The 13,955-nt window shown below is 70.3% G+C and carries 10 protein-coding genes and 2 pseudogenes; 7 read left to right on the top strand and 5 right to left on the bottom strand.

The features are described 5' to 3' along the window. The 4 genes and pseudogenes from MCAG_RS03495 to MCAG_RS03480 form a co-directional block, all read left to right on the top strand. On the top strand, positions 1-342 hold a 342-nt coding region (locus MCAG_RS03495), incomplete at its 5' end, for a hypothetical protein (RefSeq protein WP_050777844.1). 287 nt (positions 343-629) lie between these two features. Next, complete coding sequence (locus tag MCAG_RS03490; protein WP_007071594.1) at positions 630-1,364, top strand: SDR family oxidoreductase; 735 nt, start codon at positions 630-632, stop codon at positions 1,362-1,364. A gap of 569 nt (positions 1,365-1,933) precedes the next feature. Further along, positions 1,934-2,371, top strand: a pseudogene (locus tag MCAG_RS34370) (hypothetical protein); the annotation flags it as partial. A 641-nt stretch (positions 2,372-3,012) separates the two neighbouring features. Continuing rightward, positions 3,013-3,909: pseudogene (locus MCAG_RS03480) on the top strand (ornithine cyclodeaminase family protein); the annotation flags it as partial. A gap of 313 nt (positions 3,910-4,222) precedes the next feature. Here the strand turns inward: MCAG_RS03480 and MCAG_RS36090 are convergent. From MCAG_RS36090 to MCAG_RS03460, 5 genes are all read right to left on the bottom strand, one after another. Next, a complete protein-coding gene (locus tag MCAG_RS36090; protein WP_083802173.1) occupies positions 4,223-4,357 on the bottom strand; it encodes a DUF4157 domain-containing protein in 135 nt (44 codons plus the stop codon). A gap of 385 nt (positions 4,358-4,742) precedes the next feature. Further along, a complete protein-coding gene (locus MCAG_RS03475; RefSeq protein ID WP_036372168.1) occupies positions 4,743-5,885 on the bottom strand; it encodes a hypothetical protein in 1,143 nt (380 codons plus the stop codon). A 956-nt stretch (positions 5,886-6,841) separates the two neighbouring features. Continuing rightward, positions 6,842-7,474, bottom strand: coding sequence for a polysaccharide deacetylase family protein (locus MCAG_RS03470; RefSeq protein ID WP_007071590.1), 633 nt, complete (start codon positions 7,472-7,474; stop codon positions 6,842-6,844). 87 nt (positions 7,475-7,561) lie between these two features. Beyond that, positions 7,562-8,755 carry an endo-1,4-beta-xylanase gene (locus MCAG_RS03465; RefSeq protein WP_007071589.1) on the bottom strand — a complete coding sequence of 398 codons (1,194 nt, stop codon included), beginning with the start codon at positions 8,753-8,755 and terminating at the stop codon, positions 7,562-7,564. 147 nt (positions 8,756-8,902) lie between these two features. After that, entirely contained in the window at positions 8,903-10,528 is a 1,626-nt protein-coding gene (locus MCAG_RS03460) for a glycoside hydrolase family 43 protein (RefSeq protein ID WP_036372165.1), read from the bottom strand. Between the two features lie 249 nt (positions 10,529-10,777). Here MCAG_RS03460 and MCAG_RS03455 point away from each other — a divergent pair, with 249 nt between their 5' ends. From MCAG_RS03455 to MCAG_RS03445, 3 genes are read left to right on the top strand one after another with little or no spacing between them, the layout of a single operon-like run. Then, a complete protein-coding gene (locus MCAG_RS03455; protein ID WP_007071587.1) occupies positions 10,778-12,073 on the top strand; it encodes an ABC transporter substrate-binding protein in 1,296 nt (431 codons plus the stop codon). A gap of 46 nt (positions 12,074-12,119) precedes the next feature. Beyond that, positions 12,120-13,112, top strand: a complete 993-nt coding sequence (locus MCAG_RS03450) for a carbohydrate ABC transporter permease (protein WP_007071586.1) — start codon at positions 12,120-12,122, stop codon at positions 13,110-13,112. Further along, positions 13,109-13,948, top strand: a complete 840-nt coding sequence (locus tag MCAG_RS03445; RefSeq protein ID WP_007071585.1) for a carbohydrate ABC transporter permease — start codon at positions 13,109-13,111, stop codon at positions 13,946-13,948. Before MCAG_RS03450 ends, MCAG_RS03445 begins: the two co-directional genes overlap by 4 nt. The last annotated feature ends 7 nt before the right edge of the window (positions 13,949-13,955 follow it).

The raw sequence follows: 13,955 nt of genomic DNA, 5'->3' as shown, positions 1-13,955 counted from the left end.
CCGGTGCCGGTCGTCGACGTGATCGCCGAGTCCCCGCTGTGGCGCGTCCGTCGACTGGTGGAGCTGGGCGTCTCCGGTGGCCGCCGGGCGGTCGCCGAGGCGGCCCGCGACGACGCCGCGTCGCTGGCGGGGCCGCTGCGCCGGGCCGGTCTCACCACCGCCGCCGCGCTGACGTCGGCGCTGGTGGCGGAGTCGGACCGGCGTGGCCGGGACGCGTTCGGCCGGCTCACCGACCCCGACCCGGACCGGTACGCCTGGGCCTGGCTCGCCGCGACCGCCCATCTCGCCGCCACCGAGCGGGAGCTGATCCGGTCGTCCTGGGTGGCACCGGCGCTCGGCTGACCCACCGGGCGGCAGGTCCAGATGATGCCTCCCACGGGTTCCCCGGCCGGGCACCCGTGGGGGGCGGCGCAGGGTCGGGGCGGATCGCAGGCGGCGTCCGGGCGGGCCTGGCGGGCTGCCCGTCCTGGCCATGATCGGTCGGCCGGGCTCGGCAGTCCGCACGCTGGTGGTGAGGGCGGGATGCCGCCGGTCGAGTCGACCGTGGACAGTGCATCTCACGTCTGATCTAATTCGGTCTTCCGGACAGCTTCGCCGTCGCGGCCCCGCGAGGACCAGGAGACCCCGTCATGACCGTCCCGCAGCGCGTCGCGATCGTGACCGGCGGTGCACAGGGGATCGGCCGGGGGATCGCGCAACGGTTGGCGGCCGACGGTTTCGCGGTGGTGGTCAACTTCGTCACCAGCAAGAACGAGGCGGAGCAGATCGTGGCGGCGATCGTCGCCGCGGGCGGGGACGCCGTCGCGGTGCGGGCCGACGTCGCCGACGAGGCGGCGGTGGCGGAACTGTTCGACACCGCCGAGCGGACGTACGGCGGGATCGACGTCGTCGTGCACTCGGCCGGGGTGGCGTCCCATGCTCCGGTGACCGAGCTGGACCTCGCGGAGCTGGACCGAGTGCACCGCATCAACGTGCGCGGCACCTTCGTGGTCGATCAGCAGGCGGCCCGCCGGATCCGGCCCGGGGGCGCGCTCATCAACATCTCCAGCACGACGCCCCGGCTGTCCATGCCCGGCTATGCCGCGTACGCCTCCAGCAAGGCCGCGGTGGACGCGATCACGTTGATCCTGGCCCGGGAGCTTCGCGGACGCGACGTCACCGTGAACGCGGTCGCGCCCGGCGCGACCGCCACCGCGCTGTTCCTCGAGGGCAAGGACGAGCAGACGATCGTCCAGATGGCGGCGATGTCGCCGATGAACCGGCTCGGTGACCCGGCCGAGACCGCAGAGGTGGTGGCCTTCCTGGCCGGGCCGGCCCGGTGGATCAACGGCCAGGTGGTGTACGTCAACGGGGGCGCCGCCTGAGCCTCGCTGCCGCCGGGACCGCGTCCCCCACTCCTTCGGACCGGGCGGTAGCACTACGGCGCGCGCAGGGGAGAGAAGGCCGCCAAACGCACGTGCCACGCCCGGCCGGCCGGAGGGCCGTGGGCGCGTTCCACGACGTCTCCGCCGTGTTCCTGTAGGATCCCGACCTCGACACGGTCGACACCGACGTCCTCGTGCTCGGCGACGACCGCGAGGCCACCGACCTCGTTCAGCCCTCGCCCGCGAGCTTCCTGGCGGATGCGGCAGCTGCGGCGGGCGGCCGCGCAACGCGCACCAGGTGGAGGCCCGCACCGCCGACCTCATCTCGGTCGACCGGCGTCACCGGCGCACGCGGGCCTGCGCGTCACCGACGTTTACACATAGACATTGCCCGATTACTGTCGGTGCTTCGGCTGTCCGCAGGAACGGGGGCGTCGTGATTCCACCGCGCGCACCGGCGTTCTCCGCCCACAACTCGCTGCGGGCCGTCGAACTCGACGACGTCGCGGGTCGCTCCCAGGTCGTCGCATGGGACCGCGCCACCGGCCGTCGCCGGATCCTGACCCGGGCGCGGGGAGGTGTGGACACCCCAGCCGTACGGCCGGATCCACAGCTTCCTGGCCACCCCGCCCGGCCCCGGACCATGGCCGACGCTCTTCCTGCTGCACGGTGGGCCGTTCCTGCACGACCGGGACAGCTACGACCCTCGGGTGGAGTTGCTCACCGACGCCAGCGCTGTGGTCGCGCTGGCCGTGGCCGGTGTCGCCAGCACCGTCACCAACGTCCTGGTCATCACCGTCGTCCAGCAGCACACCGCCGCCCACCTGCTCGGCCGGGTGATGAGCGCCATCCTCTTCGCGGCGTTGGGCCTCTTCCCGCTGTCCGGCGCGGCGGCGGGGCTGGTGGTGGACGCGCACGGCAGCGGGGTGCTCTTCCTGGCCACCGCCGCGACGTTGGGTGCGGCCTTCGCCTTCGGTCTTTCCCGCCGCTCCCTCCGTGACGGGTGAGGCGTCCCGCTCCCATGCCGCGGGGCGATCACCGCGGGCGGGCCGCCCACGCACGACACGCCCGCCGACCTCGCCATGGGGTTCCTGACGGGCGGGGTGGTCGGGGTGTCGCTGACCGCCGTTCGTGCCGCCGGGGCCGCTCGCGGAGACCCTCGCCGCCCTGCCCGCACTGAGTAAAACTGATCCAAGTCGATGTGTGGTGATTCGCTCCAATGTGTTTCCCATTGATGTGAGAATGGTGTGAATCAACGTGGGTCGGCGAACGTGGGGCGGTCGGCGCGGCGGGAAAACTGCCATTGCCGTCCGCCGTGGGGTCAACTACGATTCGATGTGGTCGCGTGCCGATGGATGGTGATTGGCATCGATCGATCGGGCTGATGGATCCATTTTGGGCCCATGTGGCCGGTCGTAATTCTTCGCGCAGAATGCGTTCCCGACAGCGAAGCCGTGGCTCTACAGACGGGGTTCAAGCGAGATGCTAATTCTGACCCAGCGGCACATCGGTCGAATAATGGACGAGATCGGCGTCGACACGTTGCTGACGGAGCTGATCTCACGTCTCGGCGAGAAATTCGTCGAGGTGCACAAGGGCGTGGCCGAGCTGTCGCCCGCGCGGGGCGCGTTTCGAGCGGGAGGGGCCTGCCCCAGGAGTGATCGAGTGGATGCCGCACCGGGAGCGAAACGAGAGCACCACCATCAAGGTCGTCTCGTACAGCCCGTCGAACGTCGACGATTACGGCCTGCCGACGATCACGGCCTGCGTGGCCCGCTTCGACGACCGGACCGGGCGCACGACGGTGGTGGCCGACGGCGCGGCGCTCACCGCCCTGCGCACCGGTGCCGCGTCGGCGCTGGCCAGCCGGGCGTTGGCGCACCCCGACAGTCGGACGGTCGGATTGATCGGCTGCGGCGCGCAGGCGGTCACCCAACTGCACGCCCTGAGTCTCACCTTTCCGATCGACACGGTGCTGGCCTGGGACGTCGACCCCGCTCACCTGGCCTCCTTCGGCCGGAGGGTCGACTTCACCGGGCTTGCGGTGACGGCGGCCCGGCCCGAGGAGGTGGCGAGGTCCGCCGACATAATCGTCACGGCGACGTCGGTGGGCGTCGGCGCGGGGCCCGTCTTCCCGGACGTCTCGCTGCGCGATCACCTGCACGTCAACGCCGTCGGCTCCGACATCGTCGGCAAGGTCGAACTGCCCCGGTCGCTGGTGGACCGGGCGCTGGTGTGCCCCGACCACCCGGAGCAGGCGGCACGGGAGGGCGAGAGCCAGGTCCTTGATCCGCGACGCCTCGGTCCCTCGCTCAGCGAGATCTGCGCCGACGCGGGCATCGTGGCCGACGCCCGGTACGGACCGACGGTCTTCGACTCGACCGGTATCGCGATCGAGGACCACGTCGCCCTCGACCTCTTCGTCGAGCTGGCCGCGCACCTCGGGGTGGGCACGGAGGTCGACTTCGAGGACGAGCCGACCGACGTGTTGAACCCGTACGCCGTCGGCACGGCAGCCGTACCCGGGGCGCGGTCGATCCGCTGACGAGCGGGCGTCCCGTTGGCGCACGGCTGACCTGGTTCGCCTAGTGGTGGATCCGGGTGGTTGGCGTTGTATCTTCTAACCGCCGTTTGTAGTGTCCAGGGTTGCGAAACGTCTGGCCCCGACGCCGTTTCGACCGGCTGCGGCTAAGCAGGACGCACAATTTCTTGGCCTCTCGGGTAGACGGTGCTGGCGACCGGCCCAGCTCCCTGGGGATGTCGCGGGGATTGGAGCCGTAAGCTCTCTTGACCAGGGTTCTGGTTTTTGTCAAGGATCGCGTCGACTGACCTATGGGCTAAAGCCGACCGCTGCTGGACTACGTGGGCAACTCGTGGGCGAGTAGCCGCCGGCCCGCCGTCGATTCCGGCTCGTACCCACCAGGGTGAAAGGCTCGTACCCACCCAGGGTGAAACAGGATCCGCGAGCCGTAGGTGAAGGCGTGCGCGTCCACGGACGTGCTGCCACTTCCACCGCCGCGACGCTGTCTGCGCCGCCTCTGTTAGTCGGTCGCCGTCCAGAGTGTCCGGCGAGCACCTTCGGATCGCCAACGAGAGAGCCTGTTCGACCAGAAGCTCGACCGGTTGAGCCGGACACGGGCCGAACTGGAACACCACCGGCAGTCGGTCACCAGTCAGCTGGCCCTGTTCACCCATGCCCGGCCGTTTCTGACCCCGAGGACACCGACGGCTGGGGCGAAGGTCGTCCTTCGTCCCAGCCGCTCGGGCGTCCGCCCGGTCCGCCCGGTCCGCCGGGACCGGCGGACCGAGCGACGGGCTGTCAGGTCGCAGCCCGATCGTCAACTCGATGGTGGCGCGTGTGACGGGGAACCAGACCGCTCAGGCGGTGCAGCCGTGGGGCCCCTCGGCGGTGAGCGTGGCCAACGAGCAGACCGTCACCAGCGGGTAGTACGGCCCCATGACGGCCGCGGCGGTTTCCGCCGAGCTGTTCATCGGCACGTTCTGCACCGCGTACGGGAAGTCCTCGACCGGAAGCAGGTGCCGGAGCAGGACCATGTGCGGGGCCGTCGGGTACGAGACGGAGAAGGGCACGAAGGTGGCGGTTCGGATGGCCTCGATGGCCGCCCGCTGCCCCTCCGTGCCGAGGACGAAGGTGTAGTACCCGTACCGGTCGAGCCGGGTTTCGTCGTTGTAACGACAGCCGTAGCTCGCCGGCCCCTCGGGGAATCGGTTGATCACGACGGGTTTGTACTGGCCGCCCAGGTTGGTGCACAGCGACCAGTAGCGGACGTCGGCGCGCCGACGGGGCCAGGAGACCGGATGGGTGCCGCGGACCGCATGGGGTGCCCGGCCCCGAACTACCACGACCTGGTCCGGTCCCGGCGGGACGAGCCAGGTGCCGAGGTAGGCGTTGTCCGGGTTCGGGGCGAGGTTCTCCACCTCGGAGGTACGGGTGAAGATCTTCGCGCCGCTTTCCGGGGGACGCCCGGGGCCCCCGCCGTCCGGATGCCCGTTTGAGTCGGAGGTCCCTGCCCCTTCTACGGCGGCGGCGGGCGGTGCGGCGGGCGGCGTGGTGGTCGGGGGTGGGGTGGGCGTGGGTGGGGTCGCGGACGGGGTCGGCGGAGGAGCGGGGGGACAGGTCGGCAGCGTCTTCGACACGCCGCCCTGGGTCAGGGTCACAGTCGGCAGGACCACCGTCGAGTCACCGCCGGTGGGCAGGTAGACCCGGAAGATCACCGAGGCCTTCGCCCCGGGCACGGCGTCCTCCCGGGACAGCGGCAACCGGTTGGGCTGCCCGGCGGCCACGTCGGGGCTGAGCGTGAGGGTGAACCGGCCGCCCGGAGCCCTGACGGTCTGCCACGGGTTGACGCTGCCTGCGTCCGGGACGATGAGGTGGTCGGGCAGGCTGGATCTGGCACCGTTGCGGCTGAACCAGGTGGGCTTGTCGTCGTAGACGGTGAAGGACGCGTAGCGGGCGTCCGGGAAGACCCCGGAGATGGTGATCTCCAGATCCTCCGTCACGGGGTAGACGGTCGACCAGTAGGTGGCGGCACTGTCGGGCCAGTAGGCATTTGCGCCCGTTACCCCGTATTTTGACCCCCATGCGCACTCGGGCATCGTGACGGCCGCAGCAGTCGGGCCCTGAGCATCGACAGGAGCCGCCGCCAGAGGAAGGGCCAGCGCGATCAGACCGGACGTCAAAAGGAGTGCCCGGCCCGCACTCCGAATCGTTTTTCTCGGAACGGGTATCGTCATGTGATCGACTTGACCACACTCATATTGCAACAAGGTTACACCCGGCTCATCGGTGGGCTTTGTCCCGTTCGGTTCCGGCGGATCCGGCGCCTTCACTGACAGAGTTCCGAGGGCGAATTGTTCGTTCCACTCAAGACGCCGAAATCCTCCCCATCCAACGAAAAAGCGCACACCTGGGCGGATTCGAGTCGCTCCGGGTGGGTCGCGGCTGCGCCGGCTTGGATCCTCGGATCCCGTTGCGCCGCAAGGCGTGCTCGTCCCAGGGCGAGGCGGTCGGAGGACGCGGAAATTGCTTTCAATGGCCTGCGGATCGCGCTGGCAGGAGTGTTGCCTCGCGCCGTTGTCGGCGGGAGTGCCGTCCCGCGCGGTTGTCGGCGGGGGCCACCGTCTTCCGCCGGTAGGCGATTCGACTGTTGCGCCGCATTTCGGGGCCGTCCGGGCCGCGGCCTGTTGGGCTGCACCTCTGCCCGGGCACTGTCAGAAATCCGTCATTGCTTTCCGGGATCGTCGACGCCGGCACCCGTGTTCCGAGGGAGATTCGCGCAGGTGCCGGCCGGTCGCCCGGCGGAGTCGGAAAGCGAGGTGAAAGTCGAGGTGAAAAGACGTACATCGGCGCGGCGTGAACGCGCGGTGAATACCGGTGAACCGTCCGGAATGCTGCCCTCGCGTGCCTGACCGTGCTCGACGGGCAGGGCGGGGTTCTGAGGCCCACCTGCCGGTGGTCAGGCGCGGTGCCGTGGCAGGGTGAACCGCCAGTGCTCAGCCGTCAGCAGGGGCACGACGCGCTCGACCGCGTCGACGGTCTGGCTGCGGTCGCCGCCGCCGTCGTGCATCAGCACCACGGCACCCGGGGTGACCCCGTAGCGCAGGCGGCGGACGAGTTCGTCGGCGCCCGGCGGATCCCAGTCGCCGAGGGCCAGCCGCCAGCCGAGCGGCTGCATGCCCAGGGCGGTGGCCACGGCGGGGGTCTGCCCCCAGGCGCCGTAGGGGGCGCGGAAGTACGGGACCCGCGCCCCCGGCGCGGCCCGACGGATGGCCGCGTCGGCCTCCCGCAGGTCCGCCTCGATCCGTTCGGGCGGCCAGGAACTCATGTTCTCGTGGCGCATGCTGTGGTTGCCCAGGGTGTGCCCGTCGGCCACGATCCGGCGAACCACGTCGGGGTACGCGTCGACGTGCTCGCCCCACAGGCAGAACACGGCCGCGATCCGGTGTCGGCGCAGGACGTCGAGCAGGCGCAACGTGTCGGCGGGGTTCGGCCCGTCGTCGAAGGTGAGACTGACCGCCCGGCCCCCGCCACGGGCCGTGTCGACGATGTCGGCGCTCGTCCCGGGGCGGGGTGCGGGGGCAGGTGGCATCGGGCCTCCTCCCGTACGGCAAGGTTCTGTCCTACGTTCCGTGCCCGGTGCCGGCGCGGTCCGTTGCGGGAACCTGCGGGACGGGCCCTACTGGCGCGGCCTCGGCGTGGCGCGCGGGCGGACGTACGGCGGCCCGGCGTAGATGAGGTCGGCCTTCAGCAGCTGGTACGCGCGCTTGGGCTGGTAGTCCTCGTCGTAGATGGTGGCCAGGCCCTGCGGCGGGTCGTTGAACGTGTCGGGCACCCAGGAGTGCCGGTCGGTGAAGCCCCAGACGGTGAACGACAGGCAGCGCGGCTCGGCCAGGCAGGCCTGCAGCAGCACGTGGAAGTTCGCCGCCGACGCCTGTAGGCGCGGGTTGATCTCCTCGGGGTCGCCGGCCTGCACCCCGTCGGTCAGCCGGCTGCGTACGTCGACCTCGGTGAACGCGGTGGCCAGCCCCAGCCGCGCGAACCGGTGCAGTGCGTCGGCGACCTGGATCGTGTCGAAGTTGCCGTACTGGGTGCCCAGGTGCCCCTGGCTGCCGACGCCGTCGATCGGCACGCCGTCGGCCAGCAGGCCCTTGACCATGTCGTGGACGAACTGCGTCTTGTCGTTGGCCGGGTCGCCGGAGCCGAACGCCTCGATGTTGTAGTCGTTGTAGAACAGCAGGGCCTTCGGGTCGGCGGCGCGCGCCCAGCGGAACGCGTCCGCGATGTAACCCGGGCCGAGGTGTTCGGCCCAGAAGCCCTTGTAGTGCAGGGTCGGCGGGTTGTCCCATGGGTCGCTGACGGCCTCGTTGACCACGTCCCACTGCCAGATCTTGCCCCGGTAGCGGCTGACCACGGCGGTGATGTGCTCCCGCAGGATCTCGCGCAGCTCCGCGGTGCTGATGGAGCCGTCGCTGACCCCCGTGGTCAGCCACTTCGGCAGCTGGCTGTGCCAGACCAGCACGTGCCCACGCACCCGCTGGCCGTTGCGCTGCGCGGTGGCGACGAGCTTGTCGGCGGGCCCCCAGTCGTACGTGCCACGGGTGGGCTCCAGCGCCTCCCACTTCATGACGTTCTCCGCGGTGATCGTGGAGAACTCCTCGCGGACGATCTCCCGGTACCGGGGATCGGCCGGGTCGTCGAGGGCGGCCATGTCGACCGCGGTGCCGATGTGCAGCCCGTGGCGTAGACCGAGGGCGCGCAGGCTCTGGCCGGACGGGTCGTACGGGCGTTCCGCCGCGGCCGGCACGGCGTTCAACAGGCCGGCGGTGGCGATGGCGACCGCGCCAGCGGCGATCCACCGTCTGAGCATCATCGCGGTTCCTTTCCGTGCGCCCCGTGGTGAAGGGCGACCGATAGTTTCCATAGATCTTCCGAAATGACTGGAGCATGACGCGCGTATCGGACGACCCGGTCCGACCAGCGAAACGCCGGATTCCTGCTCGCCGCGGACGTGGGCCGGTCAGTGCTCCCGGTAGGTGGCCAGGTCGAAGTCGGCGTAGCCGCCGTCGCCGCCGAGGTCCTGCACCCACAGCCCGAGCAGGGACCCGGTGAAGCCCCACGCCGCCGGCTCCCCATCGATGATCAACGCGGCGTGCTCGTCGGACAGGATGGTCGCGTTCAGGTCCACCGGAAGTCGTCGCCAGCCGTCGCCGAGGTCGTACCAGAAGCGCACGACGGGCCCGTCGAACACGGCCCGCAGGCCGACCCGGCCGGTGCCAGGCGCGTCGACGGTGAGTTCGGGGTACGGGGTGCGCCGCCCGCTGTCGGAGCTGAGCAGCTCCAGCACCCGCCGGCCGTCGTCGGCACGGGTTAGGTAGAGGTGGTGCCAGTTGAGGGTGTTGTAGTAGGCGGTGACCCCGGCCAACTGGCGGTGGTCGACCGGGTCGAACTCGACCACGGCCTCCAGGGAGCAGTGCGTGGCACCGACGCGGCGCGCGACCAGGCTGGGTGCCTGCCTGCCCACCGGCGACTGCCCGCCGTGGATGCGCAGGTGTGACGGGCGGCTGCGCAGGTCGACCCAGTCGGCGGTGGCGGGCCGGCGCAGCGTCGACCAGGACGGGCCCAACTCCGCGCTGTCGAAGTGGTCGGTGGCGGGCTCGGCCGGCCACGGGTGCGCGGGCAGGCCGGGCGCGGCCACCTCGTCCGCCGGTACGCCGCCGGGGATGCTCGGCCAGCCGCCGCGCGGCCACTCGACCCGCTGGATGGCGGTCTCCCGCCCCAGCACGCAGTTGCCCAACGGGGTGTAGGGGCGGCCGACCAGGTGCGCCAGGTACCAGTCGCCGTGCGGGGTGGCCACCAGGCTGCCGTGGCCGGCCTTCTGTAGCGGCAGCTCGGGCCGGCCCACAGAGGTCAGCAGCGGCCCTGCGGGATCCACTTCGTACGGCCCCAGCAGTTCGCGCGAGCGGGCCACGGTGACCTGGTGCTCCCAGCTGGTACCCCCCTCGGCGGTGATCAGCCAGTACCAGCCGTCGTGGCGGTACAGGTGCGGGCCCTCGGTGAGCCCGGCCGAGGTGCCGGTGAACAGCAGCCGGGGGCGGCCGACGAGGCGGCGCTCGGCCCGGTCGTAGCGCTGTATCTCGATGCCGGCGAAGCGGTCCCGGCCGGGCCGCCAGTCCGCGCACATGCTCAGCAGCCAGGCGCTGCCGTCGTCGTCGTGGAACAGCGACGCGTCGAAGCCGCGCCCGTGCAGCTTCACCGGGTCCGACCAGGGGCCGGCGATGTCGGGCGCGGTGACCAGGTAGTTCTGCGGGTCCCAGTAGCCGCTGGCGAAGCTGGCCACGTCGCTGTAGACGAGGAAGAACTCCCCGTCGTGCCAGCTCAGGTCGGGTGCCCACACCCCGTTGGAGTCGCCACAGCCGCGCAGGTCGAGCAACCGCCGCTCGGTGATGATCCCGCCGAGCGGGCGCCAGTGCACGAGGTCGCGGGAGTGGTGTACGCGGACCCCCGGATACCACTCGAAGGTCGAGGTGGCCAGGTAGTAGTCGTCGTCGACCCGCAGGATCGACGGGTCCGGGTGGAACCCGGGGAGGACGGGGTTGCGGATCGACCGGGCAGCGGTCGCCACGTCAGCGGTCTCGGTCGACACGTCGACTCCTCTGGTGCGGCTTTCGGCAAACTTCCGGACGCTCAGCCCGGATTATCGGTGAGTGCCGACCACGGTAGCTGTTCGCGTCGCGATAGGACAGACCTCTTGACCCGGGTAGAAGCTTCGTCGTAGCGTGCCCGCCATCGATCGGTAATACCGGCGAAGCATCGGAACTTCCGGAAATACACGTCGAGTCCTGCCGGCTCGATCAGCATCCGAGCACCTTGCGAGTCCCCGAAGGGATGGACCATGTCAGCGCATTTCTCCCGTAGAACGCTGCTCGGCCTCGTCGGCGCCGGCGCCGGCGCCTACCTGCTCAGCGCCTGTAGCGGCGACGGCGACTCCGCCGACCCGGACGGTCCGCAGACCATCGACTGGTGGCACATCCAGAACGCCGAGCCGATGCTGCCGGTGTGGGCGGCGATGGCCCAGGAGTACAAGACCGCGCACCCCAACGTCACCGTAGAGATCCAGCCGCTGGAGAACGAGGCCTTCAAGTCCAAGTTGACCACCGCCACCCAGGCCGGATCCCCGCCCGACCTCTTCCAGTCCTGGGGCGGCGGGGTGCTCCGGCAGCAGGCGGAGGCCGGCTTGGTCAAGGACATCACCGACGACGTGCAGTCGTGGGTCGGGAACCTGCTGCCCCTGTCCCTGGAGCCCTACACCATCGACGGCAAGATCTACGGTGTGCCGTTCGACATCGGCATGGTCGGTTTCTGGTACAACAAGGACCTCTTCGCCAAGGCCCAGATCACCGAGCCGCCCACCACCTGGGCCGGGCTGCTCGACACGGTCCGCAAGCTCAAGGCCGCCGGGATCGTCCCGATCGCGCTGGCCGGTAAGGAGAAGTGGCCCGCCCACTTCTACTGGGCCTACCTGTCCATGCGGATCGGCGGGCTCGGCGCCCTCCAGCAGGCCGCCAAGGACAAGAACTTCGACACCCCCGACTTCGTGGCCGCAGGCGACCGCCTCAAGGAACTGGTCGACCTTCAGCCGTTCCAGAAGGGCTTCCTCGGCGCCGAGTACGGCTCCCCGGACGGCCAGGCCGCCACCATGGGCAACGGCGGCGCCGCGTTGGAGCTGATGGGGCAGTGGGCCCCGGCGGTGCAGTCGTCCAGCTCCACCAGCAAGAAGGGCATCGGCGACAAGCTCGGCTTCTTCCCGTTCCCGGCCGTCGACGGCGGCAAGGGCTCGGCCTCCGAGGTGTTCGGTGGCGGCAACGGCTTCGCCGTCGGCAAGGACGCGCCCGCCGCGACCCTCGACTTCCTCAAGGCCCTGCTCACCGCCGACAACCAGCGCAGGGCCGCCAAGACCGGCGCGGTGCTGCCGACGGTCAAGGAAGCCACCGACGCCATCGCCGATGTCAACAACAAGACCGTCGCGCAGGCCCTGGCCAGCGCCACCGGCTTCCAGCTCTACCTCGACCAGGCGTACCCGCCCGCCGTCGGCCAGCAGGTCAACGACAGCGTCGCCGAACTGATCGCCGGCAACAAGACATCCGCGCAGATCGTCAAGGACATCACCTCGGTGGCGAAGAGCCAGTAGCCGTGGCCCAACCCGTAGCCCGCTGCGAGAATCGAGTGGAGCAGGCATGACCAGGCCATCGACCGTGCCGGACGCGAGGCGCGGCGACCCGGCGACCGCCCCACCGGGGCTGGGCACCGCGCAACGGCGCGGTCGCCGGCCCCGGCGGGGCCGCCGCGGCACCCTCGCCGTCTTCCTGACCCCGGCCCTGGCGCTGTTTCTGCTGCTGGTCATCGCCCCCATCGCGGTGGCCAGCTACGCCAGCCTGTACAAGTGGAACGGCTTCGGCCTGCCGGAGAACTTCATCGGGCTGGACAACTACACCCGCGCCTTCGGCGACCCGACCTTCCGCGGCGACCTGTGGCGTGCGCTCGTGCTGGTCGTGCTGTCGCTGACCATCCAGCTACCCGTCGCGCTGGGCCTAGCCATGCTGCTCAACCAGCCACTGAAGGGCCGCAGCGTCTACCGGCTGGTCTTCTTCGCCCCGTACGTGCTCTCCGAGGTCACCACGGCCGTCCTGTTCAACCTGGTGTTCTCGCCGAACCGGGGGCTGGGCGACACGATCGCCCAGTGGCTGGGCGCCGACGCCGGCACGATCTTCGCCGACCCGGACACCGTGCTGTTCGCGGTGTTCATGATCGTGTCCTGGAAGTACTTCGGCCTGTACATGATGCTCTTCCTGGCCGCCAGGCAGGGCATCCCCCGGGAGCTGCACGAGGCCGCCACCACCGACGGCGCCGGCTCCTGGCAGGCGTTCCGTCACGTCACCCTGCCCCTGCTCGGGCCGACGATCCGGATCAGCATCTTCCTGTCGGTCATCGGCACCATCCAGCTGTTCGACATGGTATGGGTGCTCACCGGCGGCGGCCCCATCCACGCCTCGGAGACCATGGCCGTGACGATGTTCCAGTTCGGTTTCCGCCGCTTCGAGGTCGGCTACGCCAGCGCGATCAGTATCGTCATGTTCCTGCTGAGTCTCGTCTTCGCCCTCATCTACCAGCGCGTCGTCATGCGCCGCGACACCGAGGGCGCGCTCACCAACCAGGGAGACCACCGATGACCAGCACGGCGAACCGCGCCCTGCGGGCCCGCCGCCTCGTGCTACACCTCGTCTGCATCGCCGTCGGCACGCTCATCGTCGTACCGGTCTGGTTCGGGGTGCTCGGCGGATTCAAGGACAACGGGCAGCTTTCCACCAACCCCCTCGGCTGGCCCGACCCGTGGGCACCGGAGAACTACACCGGCATCCTCGCCTCCGAGGTGTTCTGGCGGCAGCTCGGCAACAGTGTCCTCATCGCTGTCACCGGCACGTTCATCATGGTCGCCGCGGCGGCGATGGCCGCGTTCGTCTTCGCGCGCTTCGCGTTCCGGGGCCGGGAGCTGCTGTTCACCCTGTTCAGCATCGGGCTGATGTTCCCGTTCGCGGTGGCCATCCTGCCGCTGTTCGTGCTGCTGCGTGGCATGGGGCTGCTGGACAACCCCCTCGGGGTGATCCTGCCCCAGGCCGCCTTCGGGCTGCCGATCACCATCATCATCCTGCGCCAGTTCTTCCGCACCATCCCCGGCGAGGTCGAGGAGGCCGCGATTCTCGACGGGTGCGGGCCGTTCGGGTTCTTCTGGCGGATCCTGCTGCCCATGGCCCGCCCCGCGCTGGCCACCGTCTCCGTGCTGGCCCTCGTGACCAGCTGGAACAACTTCATGCTCCCGCTGGTCGTGTTCACCGACCAGAGCTGGTGGACCCTGCCCGTCGGTGTCCAGGCGTTCCAGGGCCAGTACTCCGACGACACCGCCCGGGTGCTCGCCTACGTGGTGCTTTCCATGGTGCCGGCCCTCGCCTTCTACGCCGTGGCCGAACGCCAGCTCGTCGGTGGCCTGGCGGGCAGCGTCAAGGGGTGACCCACAG

This window comes from Micromonospora sp. ATCC 39149, assembly GCF_000158815.1.
Lineage (GTDB): Bacteria > Actinomycetota > Actinomycetes > Mycobacteriales > Micromonosporaceae > Micromonospora.
The sequence above is the reverse complement of the archived record's forward strand: the minus strand, read 5'-3'. Positions and strand labels throughout refer to the sequence as shown.

Coding starts and splice junctions, on each gene's coding strand:
- MCAG_RS03490 (WP_007071594.1), top strand. CDS start 630: ATGACCGTCCCGCAGCGCGTCGCGATCGTGACCGGCGGTGCACAGGGG.
- MCAG_RS03470 (WP_007071590.1), bottom strand. CDS start 7,474: ATGCCACCTGCCCCCGCACCCCGCCCCGGGACGAGCGCCGACATCGTC.
- MCAG_RS03465 (WP_007071589.1), bottom strand. CDS start 8,755: ATGATGCTCAGACGGTGGATCGCCGCTGGCGCGGTCGCCATCGCCACC.
- MCAG_RS03455 (WP_007071587.1), top strand. CDS start 10,778: ATGTCAGCGCATTTCTCCCGTAGAACGCTGCTCGGCCTCGTCGGCGCC.
- MCAG_RS03450 (WP_007071586.1), top strand. CDS start 12,120: ATGACCAGGCCATCGACCGTGCCGGACGCGAGGCGCGGCGACCCGGCG.
- MCAG_RS03445 (WP_007071585.1), top strand. CDS start 13,109: ATGACCAGCACGGCGAACCGCGCCCTGCGGGCCCGCCGCCTCGTGCTA.